Below are 20062 nucleotides of genomic sequence, written 5' to 3'. Positions count from 1 at the left end.
GACCGAGAGAACAGGCAAGCTGGACCAATGCCCCATTACGCCTCGTACGACGCCGCCGAACTCGCCTACCGCGTCCTCGGGCCCCGCACCGGCGAGGGAGCCGCCCGGCCGCCGCTCCTGTGCCTGGCCGGCGGGCCGGGGCGGAACGCCGCGTACCTGGGCGACCTGGGCGGGCTCGACACCCACCGCACCCTGGTCCTCCCCGACAGCCGCGGCACCGGCGACTCCCCGCCCGCCGCCGACCCGATCGGCTACGCCTTCCCCCGCCTGGCCGAGGACGTCGAGGCGCTCCGCCGCCACCTCGGTCTCGAACGGTTCGCGCTCCTCGCCCACGACGCGGCCGCCGCGACGGCCCAGGCGTACGCCGCCGCCCACCCCGAGCGGCTGACGCACCTGATCCTGGTCTGCCCCGGCGCCCGGATGCAGGGCGAACTCCCCCAGGACGCCCGCGAGATCTTCGAGTCCCGGGCCGACGAGCCGTGGTGGCCCGACGCCTACGACGCGATCCAGACGCTGCCCGACACCACCGACCTGGGCGAGGTGCGCAGGCTCCTGCTGCGGGCCGCCCCCATGGCGTACGGGCGCTGGGAGGAGCCCCAGCGCGCCCACGCGGCCAGCGAGGGCGAGCAGTTGGGGCCGGTGCCGCGCGCGGGCTTCTGGCAGGGCGTGGACGAGGCGGCACGGCGGGCGGTCCTGGCCCGGCTGCGGGAGGTGCCGTGCCCGGTCCTCGTGGTGACCGGCGACCGGGACGCGGTGACCGGCATGCGCGCGGGCGAGCTGGTCGCGGAGTCCTTCCCGAACGGCCGGGTACGGCCGCTGCCCGGCGTGGGCCACTACCCGTGGGTCGACGAGCCGGACCTCTTCCGGTCGGTGGTCGAGGAGTTCCTCACCGGCGCCTGAAACTCCTGACACTCCTGAGGGCCACGCCGGCCCATCATGAACGCCGTATGTCAGTCGCGTGGCAGCGCCCGCCGCACCATTGTGGGCCCCGACCCCCGCCCCTAATCTCAAGGGCACGAGCACGACCTTGGCCGTGTGCCCGAGTGGTTCAGGGACTCGCCTGCAAAGCGAGTTACGCGGGTTCGATTCCCGCCACGGCCTCCATGAACATCGAGAACATGGTCCAGATCCCCGCCGGGGAGATCGTCCTGCGGGACGAGGGCACGCGGACGGACTGGCGGGTGGAGGTCGCGGCCTTCCGGCTGGCGCCGCATCCGGTCACCCACGAGCTGTACCGCTCCGTTCGAGGCGAGGCCCCGGCGAGCCCGGCGAGCCCTGACGCGGGTTCTGCCGACGGATCGCGGACGCCGGTGACCGAGGTGTCCTGGCGGGACTCGGTCCGGTTCTGCAATCTGCTCTCCGAGGCGAGCGGCCTCACGCCCTGCTACGAGCTGGGCGAGGGCGGCCCCGACGCGCAGGACGTGCGCTGCGACTGGGCGGCCGACGGCTATCGGCTGCCCTCCGAGGCGGAGTGGGAGTACGCCTGCCGGGCCGGGACCTCCGGTGTGCGCTACGGGGAGCTGGACGAGATCGCCTGGTATCGCGGGAATTCGGGCGAGCGAGTGCGCGAGGTCGCGGCCAAGGCGCCGAACGCGTGGGGTCTCCACGACATGATCGGCAATGTGTGGGAGTGGTGCTGGGACCTGTACGACCCCGGCGTCTACGGCCCGTACCGGGTCTTCCGGGGCGGAGGGGCGTACGACCCCCCGCGCGGCTGCCGGGCGTCGTGCCGCCGCAAGAGCCATCCGACCCTGCGCATCGACGACCTGGGATTCCGTCTCGCCCGGTCGCTATGACTATTTGGTCACGGCAGACAACCTGAACCCCCGCTGAACCATCTCCATCATGTGTATAAACGTAAAACCATATCGACGGCCCGGGGGCGCAAGGCGAAGCCGATAGCCGGGCTCCTGGCGGCCGCCTCCCTCGCGCTCGCGCTCGCCGGCTGCGGCACCTCGTACGACACCACCGCGCCGAGCAGCGCCCGCGACCGAGCCCTGGCCGACGGCAAGGACGTCAAGGCCGGGTCCGTCGACTGCTCCAAGGCCAAGTGCGTCGCCCTCACCTTCGACGCCGGGCCCAGCGAGAACACCCCCCGCCTGCTGGACATCCTGAAGAAGGAAGACGCCCACGCGACCTTCTTCATGCTCGGCAAGAACCACGTCCTCAAATACCCCGACCTGGTGCGCCGCATCGCGGCCGAGGGCCATGAGCTGGCCAATCACACCTGGACCCACAAGATCCTGACCAAGGCCGACGACGACGAGGTGCGCGACGAGATCACCCGCACCCAGGACGCCGTATCCAAGATCACCGGGTCGAAGAAGCCCCTCCTCATGCGCCCGCCGCAGGGCCGCACCGACGACCGGGTCACCAAGATCTGCCGCGAGCTGGGCATCGCCCAGGTGTTGTGGAGCGTCACCGCGAAGGACTACCAGACAACAGACTCCGCGCTCATCACCAAGCGGGTGCTCGACCAGGTGGACCGCGACGGCATCATCCTGCTGCACGACATCTACAAGGGGACCGTGCCCGCCGTCCCGGGGATCCTCGAAGGGCTCAAGAAGCGCGGCTACACGGTCGTCAGCGTCTCCGAGCTGATGGCCCCCGCGAAGCCCGAGGCCGGCACGATCTACAAGCCTTGACGCCCGTCCCGATGCCCCCGACTTGTGGTGAGTATCGGACAGCGACACGCCGTCGCGTCGGCGTGTCGCTGTCCGATACTCACCACAAAGTCACGGGGCTTCGCGCCCGTACCCGCGCCGCCGCGTTCGGCGCGCTCGCCGCCTCCACCCTCCTCGCCCTCTCCGCCTGCTCCGGCGGCGGATCGGACGACGCGTCGTCCGCCGACAGCGGGAAGGACGGAAAAGCGGGGAAGGACACGACGGCGAGCGCGAGCAGCAGCGGCTCGCCGGGCAAGAAGGCCACCTCCTCGCCGTCCGGCAAGGCGAGCGGCCAGGCCGGCGGGTCGGGCCCCGCCCGGCCCGTCACGTCCAAGGCCGAGGTCAGCATCAAGTCGTGCCAGCTGCGCGACGCGTCCAAGCTGTTCGCGATCGTCCAGCTCGACAACGCGAACGGCGCGGCGGACTACGCCTACACCGTCAAGGTCCGCTTCGTGAACTCCGCGCACCCCGACCAGGCGGTCTACGCGAGCTTCTCCGACCTCCCCGTCCAGGCCGGGGGCATGAAGAGCAGCCTCGCGTCCGCCGCCTGGAAGGGCGACTCCGCCGCGATGCCGCAGACCTGCCAGATCGCCAAGGCGACCAAGGTGAAGTGGACCGCCCCCTGACCCCGGCAGACCTCGGCTGATCTGGGCCGTCATGGCCGGAGGTGCTTGAGGGTGAACTCGGGCAGGGCGTAGGGGCCTGCCTGGGGCGCTTCCGGGTCGGCCGGGAGATCGGCCCCGGCGATGTCCGTGGCGTGGTCCTCGGCGTTGTCGACGGGGGTGTAGTCCAGGACCGCCGGGTCGGGAAGCTCCCAGAAGCGGCGGGTGTTGGCGGACACGGCGTACACCGTGGCGAAGCGGGTGGACACCGGGGCCGTCAGCGCGGCCCGGACATAGCCCACGGCGTCACGCGGGCTGAGCCACGTCGCCAGGTGCCGTGGCTCGGTGGGCGCGGGTTCGAAACTGCCGATGCGCAGGCAGATGACGGACAGCCCGAACTTGTCCGCGTACAACTGCCCTAGGGCTTCGATGGCCGCCTTGCTCACCCCGTACAGCCCGTCGGGGCGCACCGGCTCCTGCGGAGCGGTGCGGTGGCCGACGGGGTAGAAACCCGTCACACGGTTGCTGCTCGCCAGCACCACACGCCCGATGCCCGCGCGTCGCGCCGCCTCCAGGACGTGGTGGGTGCCGAGCACATTGGCTTCGAGGAGGTCCGGCAGGGGCGCTTCGTCCGGCACGCCGCCCAGGTGCACCACCCGGTCGGCCCCCGCGAGAGCCGCCTCCACGGCGGCCGCGTCGCGCAGATCGACGGTGTGCACGACCTCGTTGTCGGCCTCCGGCCGGAGCGGCACCCGGTCCAGCAGGATCAAGCGCGCCGCCTCGCGCCGCAGTTCCCTCCGCACCACGGCCCCGATGTTCCCCGCCGCGCCCGTCAGCGCCACCGTCCCCAGACCCACCGCGCCTCCCCTGGTTGATGTCACCCGCGCATCCTCACTCCTGAAGATCCGCCGGGCAAGCGCCGGCGGCGTCCTCCACCACGCGCCAACGGCTCGCTAACCCCCCAGAAACACCAACGACAGGCTGTTGATCGCCACCCCGGCTATCGCCCTGCCCCGGCCCTGCGGCCTGGGCTGTTGAAGGCTTTGCGCCCCGTAGCAGATGCCCACCACGGCGGCGGGCAGCCCCCAGAACGCCCGGAAATACGTCTCCGCCTGCCCCGGCAGGTCCACGGCTGCCGTCATCACAGCACCGGTGATCAAGGTCAGCGGCACCACGGCCAGGCCCGTCACCAGGGAGCAGCGGGCCGCCTCCAGCCCGTCGGGTCCCCCTCGTACGGCTACGAAACCCAGCAGCAGCTCCGCGATGAGGAAGAGCGCGAACGGCACTGGAAAGCTGTGGAACACCTTTGCCACGAGGAGGAATGCCAGCGGCAGGGCGCCCATGGCCGTGAGCAGCCGGTACGGAGAGTCGAGCTGCCGGCCGCGCCTGCGAGCGGGCGCGGGGGCGAAGGCGGCCGGGGCGGCCGGGGCGGCCGGAAAGGAACTGGCGGACTGGGCGTACGGGGGCGCGGGCGCAGGGGTGAAGGCGGCCGGGGCGGCCGGGGCGGGCGGAGTCGGCGGAGCGAGCGGGCCGGGGGGCGTCGCGGCGACCCAGGCGGGCTGAGTCGGCGGGGCAGGCGGGCCGGGCGGTATCGGGCCGGGCCGGGCCGGCTGGGTGGACGCGGCGTGCCACGAGGCAACCGGGGGTGCCGGGGGCACCGCCGACGCGGGCAGGGTGGCCTGGTGTGGTGGCGGCCCCGCTGTCCCCGTGCGGGCCGTCTCGACCCGCTCCCGCATCGCCCCCGCGTCGGCGTACCGCTCCCCCGGGGTCTTCGCCAGCGCGCGCGTCACCAGCTCCTGCACCGCAGGGGAGACATGCACCCCGGCCTCGGCCAGCGCGGGCGGCTCCGCGTAGACGTGCTTGAAGAGCAGCGTGGGCACCGAATCGCCCTCGAAGGGCAGTCGGCCGCTGAGGAGTTGGTACAGCATCACCCCGACCGCGTACAGGTCCGTCCGGCCGTCGACCTCCCCGCCGGTCGCCTGCTCCGGAGCCATGTACGGCGCGCTCCCCAGCACCGTCCCCGTCCCCGTCAGCGCGCTCTCCGCGCTCTGCACCGCCCGGGCGATACCGAAGTCCATGACCTTGACCCGGCCGTCCGCCGTCAGCATCACGTTCGCGGGCTTGATGTCACGGTGCACGATGCCCAGGGCGTGACTGGCCTCCAGGCCCGACAGCACATCGCCGGTGATCCGCAGCGCCTCGTCCACGCCCACGGGTCCGCGCTCCACCCGCTCCCGCAGGGACTGGCCGCCCACGAACTCCATGACGAGGTACGGCATCGGCTCCCCGGCGCCGCCGGGGTCCGGCTCCTCGCCGATGTCATGGACGCCCACCACGTTGGGGTGCGCCAGCTTGGCCGCGAGCTGCGCTTCGCGCTTGAACCGCTGTCTGAAGGACGGATCGCGCCCCAGCTCGCCATGCATGACCTTGACCGCGACGACGCGGTCAAGGCCCGTGTCATGCGCCCGGTAGACGGCCGCCATGCCGCCCTGACCGAGCTGCTCCCGTACGACATAACGTCCGGACGCCAGCTCCGCACCCGGTCCCAGCACCGCCAAGGCTCCCCCGATCCGCCAACACGCCTCGCGCAAACAGCCTGCCGATCATACGAGTTGGTGGGCACGGCGCCGGTCAGCGGCCGGAGGCGGACGTCACAAGCTGAAGATCCCGACGAAGCACCCCACGAGCACCCCGGCGTTGATCATCGCCCCGGCCACGACGGCGCCGCCGCGTGGTTTCTCGGGCTGCATCAGGATCCGTATCACATAGCAGAAGCCGACCACGGCCACGGGCAGGGGCATCAGCGGGGGCAGATACGCCTCCTCGTTCCCCGGCAGGTCCGTCGCGGCGGCGATCGCCCAGGCGGCTCCGAGCAACACCGGCACGGCGACCAGCCCCGTCACCAGGGAGGCCCTGACCAGGCCCGGCCCGCTGGGCCACCGTACGGCCGGCACACCCAGCCACGGCAGCGCGCCGACACCGACCAGGACGAAGACCGCCACTCCCGCGCGCAGTTCCAGGGCCGTGAGGAAGAGCGCGGGCGGCAGGACGCCCAGCGCCGCCAACAGCCAGTACGGATGGCGGTGCGGCCGGGCGGAGGTGGGGGCGAGGACCGTTGGGGCCTGAAGGGTCCGGCCGGGCGGGGCGTACGAGTCCCGCGTCGCCGGTTGTGTAGGCGCCGTGGAGCGCGCCAGCGCGTGCGGCGCGGGCGCCCTTGCGGGCCGTGCCGGGCCCGCTGCCCCCTCCCGCCCCGGGTGCCTCACCTGCCCCGGCTGGGCCGCTGGCCGTGCCTGGCCCCCTGGTCCCGGCTGCCCGGCCCGGGCCGCCTCGACCTGCTCGCGCATCGCCCCCGCGTCGGCGTACCGCGCCGCCGGGTCCTTCGCCAGCGCGCGCGTCACCAACTCCTGCACCTCCGGTGGGACATCCACCCCCACCTCGGCCAGCGCGGGCGGCGCTACGTGTACGTGCTTGTAGAGCAGCGCGGGCACCGAGTCGTCCTCGAACGGAAGCCGGGCACTGAGGAGTTGGAACAGCAGCACCCCGACCGCGTACAGGTCCGTCCGGCCGTCGATCTCCCCGCCCGTCGCCTGCTCCGGGGCCATGTAGGGCGCGCTGCCCAGCACCGTCCCCGTGCCGGTCAGCGCGCTCTCCGCGCTCTGCACGGCCCGGGCGATGCCGAAGTCCATGACCTTGATCCCGCCGTCCGGCGTCAGCATCACGTTCGCGGGCTTGATGTCACGGTGCACGATGCCCCGCGCATGGCTGGCCTCAAGGCCCGCCAGCACATCGGCGACGATCCGCAGCGCCTCGTCCACGCCGACCGGCCCGCGCCGCAGCCGGTCCCTCAGGGACTCGCCCTCGACGAACTCCATGACCAGATACGGCATGGGCTCCCCGGCGCCACCGGGGTCCGGCTCCTCGCCGATGTCATGGACGGCCACCACATGGGCGTGCGCCAGCCTCGCCGCGAGCTGGGCTTCGCGCTTGAACCGCCGCCGGAACGACGGATCCCGCCCCAGCTCCCCATGCATGACCTTGACTGCGACCACACGATCCAAGGCCGTGTCGTGCGCCCGGTAGACGGCCGCCATGCCGCCCCGGCCCAGCTCCTCCCGCACGACATAACGTCCGGACGCCAACTCCGCGCCCCGGCCAAGCGTTGACAAGGCTCCCCCGATCAGCCAAGTGCGCGTCGCTCAGCGACGTCCCGCGTAGGTGACGAAGGCCGTCCAGGCGGCGGGGGTGACGGTGAGTTGGGGGCCGTGGGGGTGCTTGGAGTCGCGGATGCGGATGGTGTCGGGGGTGAGGGCGACCTCGACGCAGTCGGGGCCGTCGTTGCTGCTGTAGCTGCTCTTGAACCACGCCACCTCGACGCAGTCGTTGCTGTTGCTGGCGCTGTAGCTGCTCTTGGTCCACTCAGAAGGCTTGAGCGTCATGTCTCCCCCAGCAGTTTCTCGATATAGGCCAACGACTCACGTGGCGTGAGAGCCTGGGCACGGATGATCCCATACCGCAGCTCAAGGATCTGGACCTCCTTCGGGTTGGAGATCACTCGACTGGTGAGCGGGCCTTCCGAGTAGCCCACCGTCGTACCGTCATTGAGCTTCAGCACGCCAAGCTCGCCACCCATCCCGGCATGGTCCTCCCGACACGTCGGCATCACCTGGATCTCGACGTTTCGCAACTTCCCGATGTCCAATAGGTGTTCGAGCTGGCGACGCAGCACCATTGTGCCCCCGATCGGGCGCTGCAGCGTCACTTCTTCTTGCACGAAGGTCATCATGGGCGCGGGTCGTCGCTCTACGATCTCCTGCCGCGCCATACGAGCCGCCACCAGACGCTCGATGTCGTCCTCGGTGTACGACGGCCGCCGCATCTCGAACAGCGCCCGCGCGTAGTCTTCGGTCTGCAACAGCCCGTGCAGGTTGTGGGTGCCGTAACCCCCCAGCTCAACAGCCTCCCTCTCCAGCTTCGCCAGATCCCGAAGACCACCGCCGAGTCCGGGATCGAACAGCTTCATTCACGCCCGCCACGCGGTAAGCCTCCGCAGAGCAGTGACGTGCCGGTCCATGAAGGACGATGAGGCAACGAACGCCTTGCTGATCAGGGCCTGTTCGCTGCTCCGCGGCTGCAGGGAGCGGCTGACAGAAGGCATGGAGACGGATACGGACCCACCGCTGCTCGCGGAGGCGTCCAACTGCCACGACGCCGTCGCGCTGAGCGCCGACGATCGGTGCCTTGCCATCAGGCCATCCGCGACAGCCGCCCCAGGGCGGCGGAGAGACCTCGCCGCTTGCCCGAGTACGCCATACTTGTCCGCATGTCCGCGATGTCCTCCGCCGAGTCGTCACTTTCTGCTGCCGAGGTGCTGCGGCAGCGCTATGCGAGAAGGCTTCCCAGCTCACTCGGGCAGCTGACCGGCCCGGCGCACGGTGCCGTGCAACTGCCATTGCACGTGGCGTGGTCCGGGCTGACTCGGTTCGATCTCGACCGGCCGCGGTCGCGGATGAGCATGTACCGGACCGTGCTTGCCGAAGGGCAGCACGACGATCTTGTCTGCCTGTTGAACCGGGATCTCCTGATCGATCAGTGGCCCGTCCTTCGCACGCTGATCAGCCGCGCCATCCGCGATGTGTGGGAGGCCGCCTTCCCTGACCTGACCTCTGCCCGCCCGGCAGCCGCGGCGTGAACCTCAGCGACCTGCATCGGCGCCTGTTGTCCGACGTTCTGGCCATTGGCACTGTCTACCCGCTGGTCATCACCGGGGGGGTACGCCGTGCAGGCACACGGCTTGGTCGACCGGCTCAGCCAGGACCTCGACGTCGCCACAGAGAACCCGGCCCCCATGGAAGAGATCACCCGCACGGTTACCGTCGGGCTGACCTCGCTCGGCTGGCAGGTGTCGTCACGGATCCCGCGAGCGGTGAGCAGTGCGAGGTCGACATCCTCAAAGAAGCCTTCTGGCGACCACCCGCGATAACCGAATACGGCCCTGTCCTCTCGTTCGACGACGTGATGGGGACGAAGGTCCGAGCCCTCGCGGACCGTGGAGCCGTCCGCGACCTCATCGACGTACACGCCGCCTCGCGTCACCACACCACTGCCGACCTGGAGACACTCGGCCGCCGCCATGCCCGGGACGAGTTCTGCCTCGAAGACCTCCGCACCCGTCTGGCCGGTGCCGAGTGGTACGAGGACGAGGAATTCCACGCCTACGGCCTCACCGATGAGGAAACGGCCACCTTGCGTGCCTGGGCCCGAAACTGGTGCGACGACCTTGACCAGCGTCTGTACGAGCACATCCCGGACGAGGGCTGACCACAGCACGCCCGGGCCCGGGTGACGCCGAACGGCGGACCCGGCCCGGGCGGGGGGCTCACCAGCGGTTCCAGTGGAGGACCTCCTCGCGGGGGATGCGGGGGGCGGGCTTGAAGTCGGTGCCGAGGGTGAAGGCCAGGGGGATGAAGGCCGCCAGCATGATCTCCTCGTGGGGGACGCCGAGCACCTGGGCCAGCTCGCGCTCGAGGGGGGCCTGGGCGGTGGTCCAGACGGTGCCGAGGCCGCGGGCGCGGGCGGCGAGCATGAAGCTCCATACGGCGGGGAGGATCGATCCCCACGCTCCCGCCTGGACGGCCACCGGGGCGTGATCGGTGCGTCCCTCCACGCCGGGGATGACGAAGGCGGGCACCCGGTGGATGTTGTCGGTGAGGTGGCGCAGGCCGTCGAAGACCCGCTCGGTGGAGCGGGGGTGGTAGTTCATGCGCCGCAGGTCGCGCTCGGTCAGCGGGTGTCCGGTGGCCAGGGGGAGGGCGCGCAGGAAGATGTCGGCGACGGCGCGGCGCTGCTCCGGCTCGGTGACGACGAGGAAGTGCCAGCGCTGCCGGTTGCGCCCGGTGGGCGCCTGCACGGCCAGGTCCACGCACTCCTCGATCAGCTCGCGGGGCACCGGGCGGGTGAAGTCGAGGCGCTTGCGTACAGCGCGGGTCGTGCTCAGCAGTTGGTCGGGGGTGAGGTCCAGCGTCATGGTGGGCTCCTTGGGGAGACGAGGGGATATCAGGCGGCTGCGGGCGCGGGGCGGCCGAGGCGCAGGCCGATGGCGGCGATGAGGGCGCCCAGCAGGGAGAAGCCGCCCGCCGTGAGGAAGGCGATGCGGTATCCGGCCAGCGGGGAGTCGCCGAGGGGCATCACCGCCGCCAGCACCGCCACGCCGATTCCGGCGCCGATCTGGACGGCGGAGGTGACCAGTCCCGAGGCGAGCCCCTGACGCTCGTCGGGCAGGCCGGCGACGGCGGCGATGTTGAGGCTGGGGAAGGACAGCCCGTTGCCGATGCCGTGGACGACCAGGGCGGGCAGCAGCGTCGTGACGTAGTCGACGGTGGTCCCCGACGTGGTCCCGGCCCGCAGGAACAGCAGGATGCCCGCTCCCTGGACGAGCATCCCCGTGGCGGCCACCCGTCCCAGGCCCCACCGGCTGATCAGCCTCCCAGCCAGGTTGGCGGTGATGACGATGGCCAGGCCCATCGGGACGATCCCGAGCCCGGTGGCCAGCGGGCCGTAGTCCAGCACATGCTCCAGGTAGAGGACGGCGGCGAACTGCCAGCCGATCGTGGCGCACGCCCAGGCCAGCGCCGCGAGGTTGGCCGCGCCCACCGTGCCGGACCTGAACACCTCCAGCGGGACCAGGGGCGCGGGCCGCCGCCGCTCGATGGCGACGGAGGCGCCCAGCAGCAGCGCGGCCATGACCCCGGCGGGCCAGTTCTTCACCGTCAGGGCGAACACGAGCAGCAGTACGCCGCCGGTGACCGCGACGGCGCCCGCGGCGTCGAACCCCTGGCGCGCGCCGGGGGGCCGGAGGCCGCGCGGCAGCACCTTGGGCGCGGCGGCCAGAACGAGCAGGGCGACCGGGACGGGCAGGAAGAACACCAGTCGCCAGCTGACCTCGGTGAGCAGGCCGGAGGCGATCAGCCCGGCGGTGTAGCCGGTCGCCCCGGCCAGTGAGTAGACCCCCAGGGCCCGGTTGCGCCGCGGCCCCTCGGCGAAGGTGGTGGTGATGAGCGACAGCGCCGCCGGGGCGGTGTGCGCGGCCGCCACCCCCTTGACCACCCGGGTGACCACCAGCGGCCATCCGTCCGACAAGAGCCCGCCGGCCAGGCTCGCCGCCGCGAACACGGCCAGGGACACCACGAACACCCGGCGGCGGCCGAAGAGGTCGGCGACGCGGCCGCCGAGCAGCAGGAAGCCGCCGTACGCGACCGCGTAGCCGGACATCAGCCACTGGAGGGTGCTGTCCGGCAGCGACAGATCACGCCCGATGGCGGGCAGCGCCACGCCCATCAGCGACAGGTCCATCGAGTCCAGGAACACCGCGGCGCACAACAGGACCAGGGCCACCTGGTGGCGGCCTTCGGTTCGGGTCACGGTCACGACCAATCTCCATCTGGATGCATCTGGATGCAAACAATTGACGGGCAGACGATTTGATGGGCGAAACCGTATGGCCGCCAATCATCTGCTGTCAAACAATCTTTAGGGAGACTGATCTGCGCTAGGGTGGGGGCTCACGGAAGGGGAGAGCGATGGCGACCACGACCAGAACGGCCGACCGCGCCCGGCCGGCGTACTTTCCGCGGCTCGCCGCCGAGCGGCTGGACATCGCGCTGTGCCGGGCCTCGTCCGCCGTGGCACGCGCGGCGGACGCGCACGCCACCGAGGAAGGGTTGGGAGTCGGGCAGCACCTCGTGCTCCAGATGCTCGACGCCGTCGGGCCCTGCTCCCAGCAGACGCTGAGCGAGGAGCTGCGCATCGACCGCAGCGTCATGGTCAGCATCTGCGACGACCTGGAGCGGGCGGGTTACGTCCGCAGGGAGCGCAACCCCCGCGACCGGCGGTCCTACGCCGTCACCGTCACCGACGCGGGCCGCCACCGGCTCACCGCGGCCCAGGCGTCGATCCCCGCGTTCCTGGAGGACACCTTCGGCGTCCTCACCTCCGAGGAGCGTGACCAGCTCGGCGCGATTCTCGGCAAACTCCTCCGGGCCGGCGCCGGCGGCCGCGACTCGTCGCGTACGACGACGCCGCCCCTCAGGACCACCCCCGTGTCCTGAGAGCCGGCGTCGGGCCGGCGGGCCGCCGCGCGCTGAGCCGGTCAGCCGGTCTGGTCGTCCACGAGGCCCTGCAACTCGTCGAGCTGCCGCTGGAGGTCGTCCATGTCGGGCGTCCCCGTGATCGTCGGGTCGGGGACGGTGAGGTCGGCGCGCTTGACGAAGGTGTCGGTGACGCCGCTGCTCCAGGCGATCGAGAGTTTGTCGGCGGCCTCGTTGACCCGCAGCGTGCCCCGGGCGCGGTCGGTGCCGCAGGGGAAGGAGATGGTCACCTCCTCGCCGAAGGTGACCTTGCCGTCGCACTGGTTCACCGTCGGCATCATCGCCTCGCCGTGACGGATCCCGAGGGGGGACACCGTCGAGGTGCCCTCCGGGAACCAGGTGAAGTCCAGCTCCGCCGAGGAGGGAGTACGGACGGTGTCGCCGCCGTCGGCGCCCGTGGGCCCGCTGGTCGCCGCCGGCGGGGCGGCCCGGCCGGACGGGCCGTCCGAGGAACCCCCGCAGGCGGTCAGCAGCGCCACTCCCGCCGCCAGCACACTCGCGGTGATCACATACCTGCGCACAACTACCTCCGTGACCGGAACGGGCCCGGGGACCGCGGCGGCCCCCGTGTTCCCCCGTCTTCCGCCTTCCGATGCGAACCTTCTGCTGCGAAGGTAACCGCGGCGGCCGGGGATGGCTCCGGGCGAAGGGGTGTCCCGGACAGTCCCGGACGGTCCGGGACGCCCGAAGGCCCGGAGGCCCAAGGCCTGAGATCACAGGCCCCGCGGGCCGTGGCTCAGCCGTCCCCGCCGCCCCGCACGGCCCGTACGGTCTCCTCCAACGAGTCCTCGATCGCGGTGGGATGGATACCGAAGGTCGTGGTCGCGGCGGTGGAGTCCACGACGAACGGCTTCCGGAACTGGTACTGCGTCTCGCGGAGTTCGCGGACCAGGGGGCTGACCAGGCCGCCGAGCCACAGCACCGCCCCCGGCATGGGGGCCAGACGGGGCGCAGGGGCGCCTGCGCCGGCGCAGGCGGCGGTGGCCAGGGCGCGGATCGAGTGGGGCGGGGCGGTCGGCACGTGCCAGGGTCGGCCCCAGGCGCGCTCGTCGGTGGCGACCGCCACGAGGGTGCGGGCGACATCGCCGACGTACGTCCAGCTGTGCTCCGCGTCCGGGTCGGCGGGCACCACCGCCCGCCGGCCGGCCAGTACCTTGGGCAACACGGCGACGGTCAGCAGCGACTGGGTGCCCGCCCCCAGGTAGTCGGAGCCGCGCACCTCGGTGGCCCTGACCTCGCCTGCCTCGTGCGCGGCCAGGGCGTCGCGCCACATCCCGGCCCGTACGCGGCCCTTGACGCCCTCGGCGCGCAGCGGGGCCTGCTCGGTGATGGGGCCGTCCACCGGGCCGTAGCCGTAGAGGTTGGAGGTGGTGACCAGCACGGCGCCGGTCCGCCGGGCGGCGCTCAGCAGCGCGTCGGCCAGCGGCGGCCAGTCCCGCGCCCAGCGGTGGTAGGGAGGGCTCGCGCAGTTGTAGAGGGCCACCGCGCCCTCGGTGAGCCGAGCCAGCCCCGCCGCGTCGGTCGCGTCGGCCGCGACCCGCTCGATGGCGGGGTGTTCCGGGCCCGTCCCCTGTCGCGTCACCAGCCGGACCTTCTCCAACCGTCCGGCGAGCAGCCGCGCCGTGGCCGATCCGACCGGCCCCGCTCCGACGATCACGTGTAAGGGCATGAGGAGACAACCTTCCCAGTACGCCGTTCCTTCTCGAGGACGCCGCTGTCCGCCGTGGTCGGACCAACATACGGGTCAGTCATTACGGGTCAGTAGTCCAGTCTCGGGTACCAGTCGTCGCGGCCGCCCGGGGTGAGGTCGAGCAGCTGCCAGACGGGGCTGAGCAGGTCGATGCCGCGCTCCTTGATGTCCCCGGCCATGCGCGGGTGGGCGGAGTAGAAGTGACGGACCGTGCCGTCGTCGTCGCGGGTGAAGACGGAGACGGTGGAGTCCTGCTCGCCGTCCTTGTCCTCGCTGCCCAGGTCGTACTTGAAGCTGCTGTCCCCGCAGCTCAGCAGGCGCAGCCGGGACCAGCCGCGGTTGCGGGCGTGCTGCCGCAGGGCGGGGAGGTCGGCGGCCGCGGCGATCACGAAGTCGGCGTTGCGGGCGATGTGGTGGGCGACGCCGTTGTAGCCGTCGGTCCACAGGGTGCACATGGGGCACGGGTCGGTCTGCAGCTTGCCGTACATGAAGTGGTAGACGATCAGCGGCCGGCCCGGGGCGGTGAACAGCTCGCTCAGGGTGGTCTCGCGGACGGGCGTGTCGCCCGCGTCGAGGTCGGCGGGGCCTTCGACGAAGACGTAGTCGTCGACCGGCGGCCCCGGGGGCAGCGCCCGGCGGCGGGCCGCGACCTTCTCTCTCTGTCGCATGAGGTCGATCTCGGCGAGGCGGAGTTCCTCGCGGGCGGCGAGGTAGTCCGCGGACTCGCCGGGCAGTCGGGTGTGCCGCATCATCGCGCCCTCCTGGGTGGCAGCCCCCGAGGTCATTCGAGTCTATGGCGATTCCGGGGTGAGCGGGCAGTCGGGCGGAATACGGCCTGGCCAGGGCGGTGGCGCCCGGCCCGTACCGGCGATACCGCCTGGCCAGGGCGGTATCGCCGGGCCCGTACCGGCGATACGGCCTGGCCAGGGCCGTGGCGCCGGACCGGGCCGCCGACCCCGGCCTCGCGTGTCGGCGGCCGGTGGCGCCGGGCCCGCACCGGCCGACCCGGGCGTCGTCTGTCGGCGGCCGGTGTTTGAATGCGGCGATGGATCCCAAGAGCACCCTCTCCGCCCTGCGTGACTTCTGCGCCGAGCGCCTCGGGCCGGAACTCGCGGCCTGCTACGTGGACCTCGCCCGCCCCGGTTTCGCGCTGACCGAGGCCGAGGACCCCGGGGAGGCCGCGGGGCTCAGCCGGTTCGGGGGCAGGGCGCTGCTCGAACCGGGCACGCCCTGGCCGGCCTGTGACGGCTTTCCGCTGAGCCTGATCGCCGTCCTCGACACCGACGCCATGGCCCCCTGGCTCGGCGATGTCCTCCCCGCCTCCGGGGCGGGCCTGCTCAACTTCTTCTATCTCGACGCCGAGTCCGAGCAGTGCGACCCGGTCTCGTACGACCTGATGCTGAAGCACAGCCACTACGACCCGGAGGTGAGCCGGGTGATCCCCGCCCGTTTCACCCACGCCGTCGAGACCGAACCACCGGCCCGTTCGAGCGTCTTCGACCCGATCCCGTGGGCGGCGACGCCCGGGTTCGCCTTCCCCGACACCTGGGACCCGGCCTGGGACGGCTTCGACGTGGGGCCCGACGCCGACGACATGGCCAGGGCGATGCCCGGGAGTTATGTGGAAGGCCTGCTCACCGAGTGGTCGGAGCGGCCGGGCGCGCTCGATTCCGAGGACATCGCCTTCGGGTGGTCCCAGTTCCCCACGGGCAGCTCGCCGATGCTGCCGTCGGGCGAGGACCCCAACCGCTACCACCACCTGCTGCAGCTGTCCGGGCAGGACGAGTGGTACATCGGCGGCGACGGCGGCTGGATGCACTGGTCGATCCCCACCGAGGCGCTGCGGGCGGGGGACTTTCGCCGGGCGATCCCGACCCCCGACATCTGGTGACTGCTCCCGCGACGGTTCTTGATGGCTTCTTCATAGGTTCTTCAAAGGACCCCTCGTACGTTCGAGCCCGCCCGACCGCACCGGCGGCCGGGCGGTCACGAGCGATGAGGGATCCGTATCCATGAAGGCATGTGCGCGTCGGCGGTTCGCGGCCCGGGTGTGGCCGGCCGTGGTGGTGTCGGTGGTGGCGCTGGGGCTGGGCGGTTGTGGCGGGGGCGGCGGAGGCGGGGACGAGGTGGCCTCGGCGGGTGACGGCAAGGCCAAGGCGTCGAAGACGGGCCAGGGCGAGGTCGCGCGGTACGTCGAGGGGCAGCGCAGGTTCGTCAGGTGTCTGCGCGAGGAGGGGGTCGACGTCCCCGACCCCGACGCGAAGGGGCGCATCGACTACGGCGACGCCCGGGAGCTGAAGGCGGACCCGAAGTTCACCCGGGCCCAGGTGAAGTGCCAGGAGTTCTCGCTCCCGGTGCCCGAGGAACTCGAGCGGCAGCAGGTGCCGAAGCTGTCCGCGAAGGAGATCGCGACCAGGAAGCGCTACGCGAAGTGCATGCAGGAGAACGGGGTCACCGAGTTCCCGGACGTGGGCCCCGACGGCTACGCCGACGGGGAGTTCGAGAACGACGGGAAGATGGCGTGGGACCCGACCTCGGCACGCGCCAAGCGGGCCATCCGCATCTGCGCCCCGATCATCGGGGACCCGGTCGACCCCGGTCAGGGCAAGGGCTGATGGGCGTCCGGCGCAGGGCCGTGCTGGTGGCGGCGGGGGCCGTGGCGGTCAGCGCGGTGGCGGTGGTCGGCGCGCTGGGGCTCGGCGGCGGGGACGGCCCGGACTCCGGCGGGCCGGACTCCGGGCCCGGTGACCGGATGGTGCGGGTCACGCGCGGCACTCTGGTCGACGAGACGGCGGTGGACGGGACGCTGGACCACGGGCCTGAGGTCCCCTTCGAGGCCCGGGCGGAGGGCACCGTCACCTGGCTGCCGCAGGCCGAGAAGACCATCACGCGGGGCGGGACGCTGCTGCGGGTGGACGAGAAGCCCGTGGTGCTGATGTACGGGAACCTGCCGATGTACCGGGAGCTGGCGGTCGGCCGGGACCCGGACCGGCCCCTGCGGGGCCTCGACGTCAAGCAGTTCGAGTCCAACCTGGCCATGCTCGGCTACTCCGGCTTCACCGTGGACGACACGTACTCCCAGCTGACCGCCGACGCGGTGAAGCGCTGGCAGAAGGACCTCGGCAGGCCCAGGACCGGCAAGGTGGGGATCGGGGACATCGCGTATGTCTCCGGGCCGATCCGGATCGCCCGCACGAGCGTCCGGGTGGGCGCCCAGGCCACGGGCACCGTGCTCAGCTACACGAGCACCGCGCGCTCGGTCACCGTCGAGGCGCCCGCCGGGGAGACCGGCTGGGCGGAGCGCGGCAATCGGGTGACCGTCGAGCTGCCGGGCGGGCACACGGTCAAGGGCCGGGTGGCCGAGATCGGGCAGAACGCCTCCCCGGCGCAGGGCGACGGGGGCGGCGACGGGGGCGCCGGGGGTGGGGGCGGCGAGGGGGACGCAGCGAAGAACGCCAAGGTCCCGGTCCTCATCCGCATCAGCGACCAGGAGGCCCTGGGCCGGCTGAACAGCACCCCGGTGACCGTTCGATACGTGGGCCGCAAGCGCGAGAACGTGCTGACGGTGCCGGTGGCCGCCCTGGTGGCGCTCGCCGAGGGCGGCCACGGGCTCGAACTGGCCGACGGCGACGGTACCGACGGTGCCGGCGGGTCTGGTGGCGAGAAGGGCAGTCGCTTCGTGGCCGTCAAGACGGGCCTGTTCGCGAACGGCAAGGTCGAGGTCAGCGGCCCGGCGGTCCGCGAGGGCATGAAGGTGAGGATTCCCGAGTGAGGCCCGTCGTCGTCTTCGAGGGCGTCACGAAGACCTATCCGGGTGGGGTGGCGGCGGTCCGCGAGATGGATCTGCTCATCCGCTCCGGGGAGTTGGTCGCCGTCGTCGGCCCGTCCGGTTCCGGCAAGTCGAGCCTGCTGCACCTGATGGGCACCCTCGACCGGCCGACCACCGGGCGGATCACGATCGACGGCCACGACGTGGCGCGGCTGTCCGACCGGGAGCTGGCCGCGCTGCGGGCGCAGCGGATCGGCTTCGTGTTCCAGCAGTTCCACCTGACGGTGGGCGTGCCGGTGCTCGACACGGTCGCCGACGGGCTGCTGTACGCGGGCGTACCCCTGCGGGAGCGCCGCCGCAGGGCCTCGGCCGCGCTGGCCCGGGTGGGCCTCGGCCACCGCGCCCGCCACCTCCCCCACCAGCTCTCCGGCGGGGAACGCCAGCGGGCCGCCGTGGCCCGCGCGGTGATCGGCGAGCCCGCGCTGCTCCTGGCCGACGAGCCCACCGGCAACCTCGACTCGGCCTCGGGCGCGGCGGTGCTGGACCTGCTGCGGGAGCTGCACGCCGCCGGTACGACCGTGGTGGTGATCACCCACGACCGCGAGCTGGCCGCGGCGCTGGACCGGCGGGTGGAGATCCGCGACGGCCGGATCGTCGCGGACAGCGACACGCGGGGGGCGGCGGGCGCGGCGGCCCTGCGGGGCGCCACCGCTCCGCCTGGGCCGGCTGGCCCGGCCACGGCGGGCACGGCTGGCCCGGCCGCCGCCACGGCCCCGGCGGGCGCGGCGGCCGGGGCCGGGGCGGCGGGCGCGGCGGCCCCGTCGGGCGCAATGTCCCTGCCGAGCGCGGCAGGCGTGGCGGGCCCCACGGCTCCGCCTGACCCCGCAGCCCCGCCGGGCGCGGCGGGCGCCGCAGACGCGGGCGCGGCTGTGGGCTGGGGGCGGTCATGAGGTGGCGGCAGGTCTCAGGGAAGCGCGGGTTGCGGGCGGCTCGGCTGCGCCCCGGGGACTTCGTCCGCCTGGGCGGGACCGGGCTGCGTACCCGGCCGTTGCGGGTGCTTCTGTCCGCGCTGGGCATCGCGATCGGCGTGGCCGCGATGCTCGCGGTCGTCGGGATCTCCATGTCCGGGCGGGCCGAGGTGGACCGCCGGCTGGACCGGCTCGGCACCAATCTGCTGCGCGTCTCCCCCAGCCAGTCCCTGGGCCAGAGCTCCCGGCTGCCCGAGGAGTCCACGGCGATGATCCGGCGGATCGGCCCGGTGCGGCAGGTCGCGGCGACGGGCGCGGTCGGGGACGCCAAGGTGTACCGGAACGAGCACATGCCCAGCGGGCGCACCGGGAGCATCGAGGTGCTGGCGGCCGAGCCGCGGCTGTTGGCGTCGGTGGGCGGGAAGGTCCGTACGGGCAGGTGGCTGGATTCGGCCACCGCCGAGTACCCGGGCGTGGTGCTCGGCCGGGAGGCGGCCCGGCGGCTTGACGTGCACACCCCGGGCACCCGGCTGTGGCTGGGCGGCACATGGTTCTCGCTGGTGGGCATCGTGGACCCGGTGCCGCTCGCGCCCGAGCTGGATCAGGCCGCGCTGGTCGGCTGGCCGGCCGCGCGGGAGTACCTGGGCTTCGACGGCCACCCGTCGACCGTGTACGTGCGCACGGAGGAGGACCGGGTGACGGCGGTGCGGGATGTGCTCGCGGCGACCGCGAACCCCGAGCATCCGAACCAGGTGGTGGTCTCCCGGCCCTCCGACGCGCTGGCCGCGCGGGAGGCGACCGAGTCGGCGCTGACCGGGCTGCTGCTGGGGCTCGGCGGGGTGGCGCTGCTGGTGGGGGGCGTGGGGGTGGGCAACACGATGGTCATCTCCGTGCTCGAGCGCCGCCCGGAGATCGGGCTGCGCAGGGCGCTGGGCGCCACCAGCGGGCAGATCCGCGGGCAGTTCGTGACCGAGTCGCTGCTGCTGTGCGCGCTCGGCGGGGCGGCGGGGGCGGTGCTGGGCACGGGCATCACGGCCGTGTACGCGGGGGTGCGGGGCTGGCCGACGGAGGTGCCGCTGTGGGCCACCGCGGCCGGGGTCGGGGTCACGCTGGCCATCGGGGCGCTGGCGGGGCTGTATCCAGCCATCCGGGCCGGCCGGCTGGCCCCGACCCAGGCGCTCGCCGGATCCGCCTGAGCGCGCCGGAGCGGCCGCGCCCCCGCCGGCT

General features: G+C 72.7%; 19 protein-coding genes, 1 tRNA gene and 3 pseudogenes. 13 read left to right on the top strand and 10 right to left on the bottom strand.

The genetic code is table 11. The features are described from left to right. The first annotated feature begins 27 nt into the window (after positions 1-27). The 5 genes from ABFY07_RS33510 to ABFY07_RS33490 all read left to right on the top strand — a co-directional run bounded on the left by ABFY07_RS33510 (position 28) and on the right by ABFY07_RS33490 (position 3289). On the top strand, positions 28-900 hold the full coding sequence (locus ABFY07_RS33510) for an alpha/beta fold hydrolase (protein WP_346178097.1): 873 nt from the start codon (positions 28-30) through the stop codon (positions 898-900). 129 nt (positions 901-1029) lie between these two features. Continuing rightward, positions 1030-1104: transfer RNA gene (locus tag ABFY07_RS33505), tRNA-Cys, on the top strand. Then, positions 1104-1796 carry a formylglycine-generating enzyme family protein gene (locus ABFY07_RS33500; RefSeq protein ID WP_346178096.1) on the top strand — a complete coding sequence of 231 codons (693 nt, stop codon included), beginning with the start codon at positions 1104-1106 and terminating at the stop codon, positions 1794-1796. Before ABFY07_RS33505 ends, ABFY07_RS33500 begins: the two co-directional genes overlap by 1 nt. Before the next feature lie 51 nt (positions 1797-1847). Further along, positions 1848-2645 carry a polysaccharide deacetylase family protein gene (locus tag ABFY07_RS33495; protein WP_346178095.1) on the top strand — a complete coding sequence of 266 codons (798 nt, stop codon included), beginning with the start codon at positions 1848-1850 and terminating at the stop codon, positions 2643-2645. A gap of 62 nt (positions 2646-2707) precedes the next feature. Beyond that, positions 2708-3289 carry a hypothetical protein gene (locus ABFY07_RS33490; protein WP_346178094.1) on the top strand — a complete coding sequence of 194 codons (582 nt, stop codon included), beginning with the start codon at positions 2708-2710 and terminating at the stop codon, positions 3287-3289. A gap of 29 nt (positions 3290-3318) precedes the next feature. Here ABFY07_RS33490 and ABFY07_RS33485 read toward each other — a convergent pair whose 3' ends face one another. The 5 genes and pseudogenes from ABFY07_RS33485 to ABFY07_RS33465 all read right to left on the bottom strand — a co-directional run. Then, positions 3319-4146 (bottom strand): NAD-dependent epimerase/dehydratase family protein, encoded by an 828-nt coding sequence (locus ABFY07_RS33485; protein WP_346178093.1) that lies wholly within the window; start codon positions 4144-4146, stop codon positions 3319-3321. A 72-nt stretch (positions 4147-4218) separates the two neighbouring features. Beyond that, positions 4219-5817, bottom strand: coding sequence for a protein kinase domain-containing protein (locus ABFY07_RS33480; protein ID WP_346178092.1), 1599 nt, complete (start codon positions 5815-5817; stop codon positions 4219-4221). A 99-nt stretch (positions 5818-5916) separates the two neighbouring features. Continuing rightward, positions 5917-7431: a protein kinase domain-containing protein gene (locus ABFY07_RS33475; protein ID WP_346178091.1), complete on the bottom strand. Its 1515-nt coding sequence runs from the start codon at positions 7429-7431 to the stop codon at positions 5917-5919. Between the two features lie 30 nt (positions 7432-7461). Continuing rightward, positions 7462-7701: a DUF397 domain-containing protein gene (locus tag ABFY07_RS33470; RefSeq protein WP_346178090.1), complete on the bottom strand. Its 240-nt coding sequence runs from the start codon at positions 7699-7701 to the stop codon at positions 7462-7464. Next, positions 7698-8252: pseudogene (locus tag ABFY07_RS33465) on the bottom strand (DUF5753 domain-containing protein); the annotation flags it as partial. The gene ABFY07_RS33470 and the pseudogene ABFY07_RS33465, both read right to left, overlap by 4 nt. Positions 8253-8594: 342 nt before the next feature. Here ABFY07_RS33465 and ABFY07_RS33460 point away from each other — a divergent pair. After that, a complete protein-coding gene (locus ABFY07_RS33460; protein WP_428837055.1) occupies positions 8595-8954 on the top strand; it encodes a hypothetical protein in 360 nt (119 codons plus the stop codon). Further along, positions 8951-9583 (top strand): annotated as a pseudogene (locus ABFY07_RS33455) (nucleotidyl transferase AbiEii/AbiGii toxin family protein). Before ABFY07_RS33460 ends, ABFY07_RS33455 begins: the two are co-directional and overlap by 4 nt. A 58-nt stretch (positions 9584-9641) precedes the next feature. On the opposite strand, the gene ABFY07_RS33450 reads toward ABFY07_RS33455, so the two are convergent. Together ABFY07_RS33450 and ABFY07_RS33445 are read right to left on the bottom strand one after the other, a co-directional pair. Then, positions 9642-10289, bottom strand: a complete 648-nt coding sequence (locus ABFY07_RS33450; protein ID WP_346178088.1) for a nitroreductase family protein — start codon at positions 10287-10289, stop codon at positions 9642-9644. Between the two features lie 29 nt (positions 10290-10318). Beyond that, on the bottom strand, positions 10319-11689 hold the full coding sequence (locus ABFY07_RS33445) for an MFS transporter (protein ID WP_346178087.1): 1371 nt from the start codon (positions 11687-11689) through the stop codon (positions 10319-10321). Positions 11690-11841: 152 nt separating this feature from the next. On the opposite strand from ABFY07_RS33445, the gene ABFY07_RS33440 reads away from it, so the two are divergent. Continuing rightward, positions 11842-12369: a MarR family winged helix-turn-helix transcriptional regulator gene (locus ABFY07_RS33440; RefSeq protein ID WP_346178086.1), complete on the top strand. Its 528-nt coding sequence runs from the start codon at positions 11842-11844 to the stop codon at positions 12367-12369. 41 nt (positions 12370-12410) lie between these two features. On the opposite strand, the gene ABFY07_RS33435 is transcribed toward ABFY07_RS33440, so the two are convergent. From ABFY07_RS33435 to ABFY07_RS33425, 3 genes are all read right to left on the bottom strand, one after another. After that, on the bottom strand, positions 12411-12929 hold the full coding sequence (locus tag ABFY07_RS33435; RefSeq protein ID WP_346178085.1) for a hypothetical protein: 519 nt from the start codon (positions 12927-12929) through the stop codon (positions 12411-12413). Between the two features lie 215 nt (positions 12930-13144). Further along, a complete protein-coding gene (locus ABFY07_RS33430; protein WP_346178084.1) occupies positions 13145-14077 on the bottom strand; it encodes an NAD-dependent epimerase/dehydratase family protein in 933 nt (310 codons plus the stop codon). Positions 14078-14166: 89 nt separating this feature from the next. Beyond that, positions 14167-14850, bottom strand: coding sequence for a DUF899 family protein (locus ABFY07_RS33425; protein ID WP_346178083.1), 684 nt, complete (start codon positions 14848-14850; stop codon positions 14167-14169). A gap of 293 nt (positions 14851-15143) precedes the next feature. On the opposite strand from ABFY07_RS33425, the gene ABFY07_RS33420 reads away from it, so the two are divergent. The 5 genes and pseudogenes from ABFY07_RS33420 to ABFY07_RS33400 all read left to right on the top strand — a co-directional run bounded on the left by ABFY07_RS33420 (position 15144) and on the right by ABFY07_RS33400 (position 20031). Beyond that, entirely contained in the window at positions 15144-15989 is an 846-nt protein-coding gene (locus tag ABFY07_RS33420; protein ID WP_346178082.1) for a DUF1963 domain-containing protein, read from the top strand. 121 nt (positions 15990-16110) lie between these two features. After that, on the top strand, positions 16111-16713 hold the full coding sequence (locus ABFY07_RS33415; protein ID WP_346178081.1) for a hypothetical protein: 603 nt from the start codon (positions 16111-16113) through the stop codon (positions 16711-16713). Further along, on the top strand, positions 16713-17870 hold the full coding sequence (locus ABFY07_RS33410; RefSeq protein WP_346178080.1) for a peptidoglycan-binding protein: 1158 nt from the start codon (positions 16713-16715) through the stop codon (positions 17868-17870). The genes ABFY07_RS33415 and ABFY07_RS33410 overlap by 1 nt, the downstream gene beginning before the upstream one ends. A gap of 65 nt (positions 17871-17935) precedes the next feature. Next, positions 17936-18553: pseudogene (locus ABFY07_RS33405) on the top strand (ABC transporter ATP-binding protein); the annotation flags it as partial. 260 nt (positions 18554-18813) lie between these two features. Next, complete coding sequence (locus ABFY07_RS33400) at positions 18814-20031, top strand: ABC transporter permease (protein ID WP_346178079.1); 1218 nt, start codon at positions 18814-18816, stop codon at positions 20029-20031. Positions 20032-20062 lie beyond the last annotated feature (31 nt).

The organism is Streptomyces sparsogenes subsp. cuspidosporus (genome assembly GCF_039532705.1).
GTDB lineage: Bacteria > Actinomycetota > Actinomycetes > Streptomycetales > Streptomycetaceae > Streptomyces > Streptomyces sparsogenes.
Note: the sequence above shows the minus strand (reverse complement) of the source record. Positions and strands in the feature narration are given on the sequence as shown.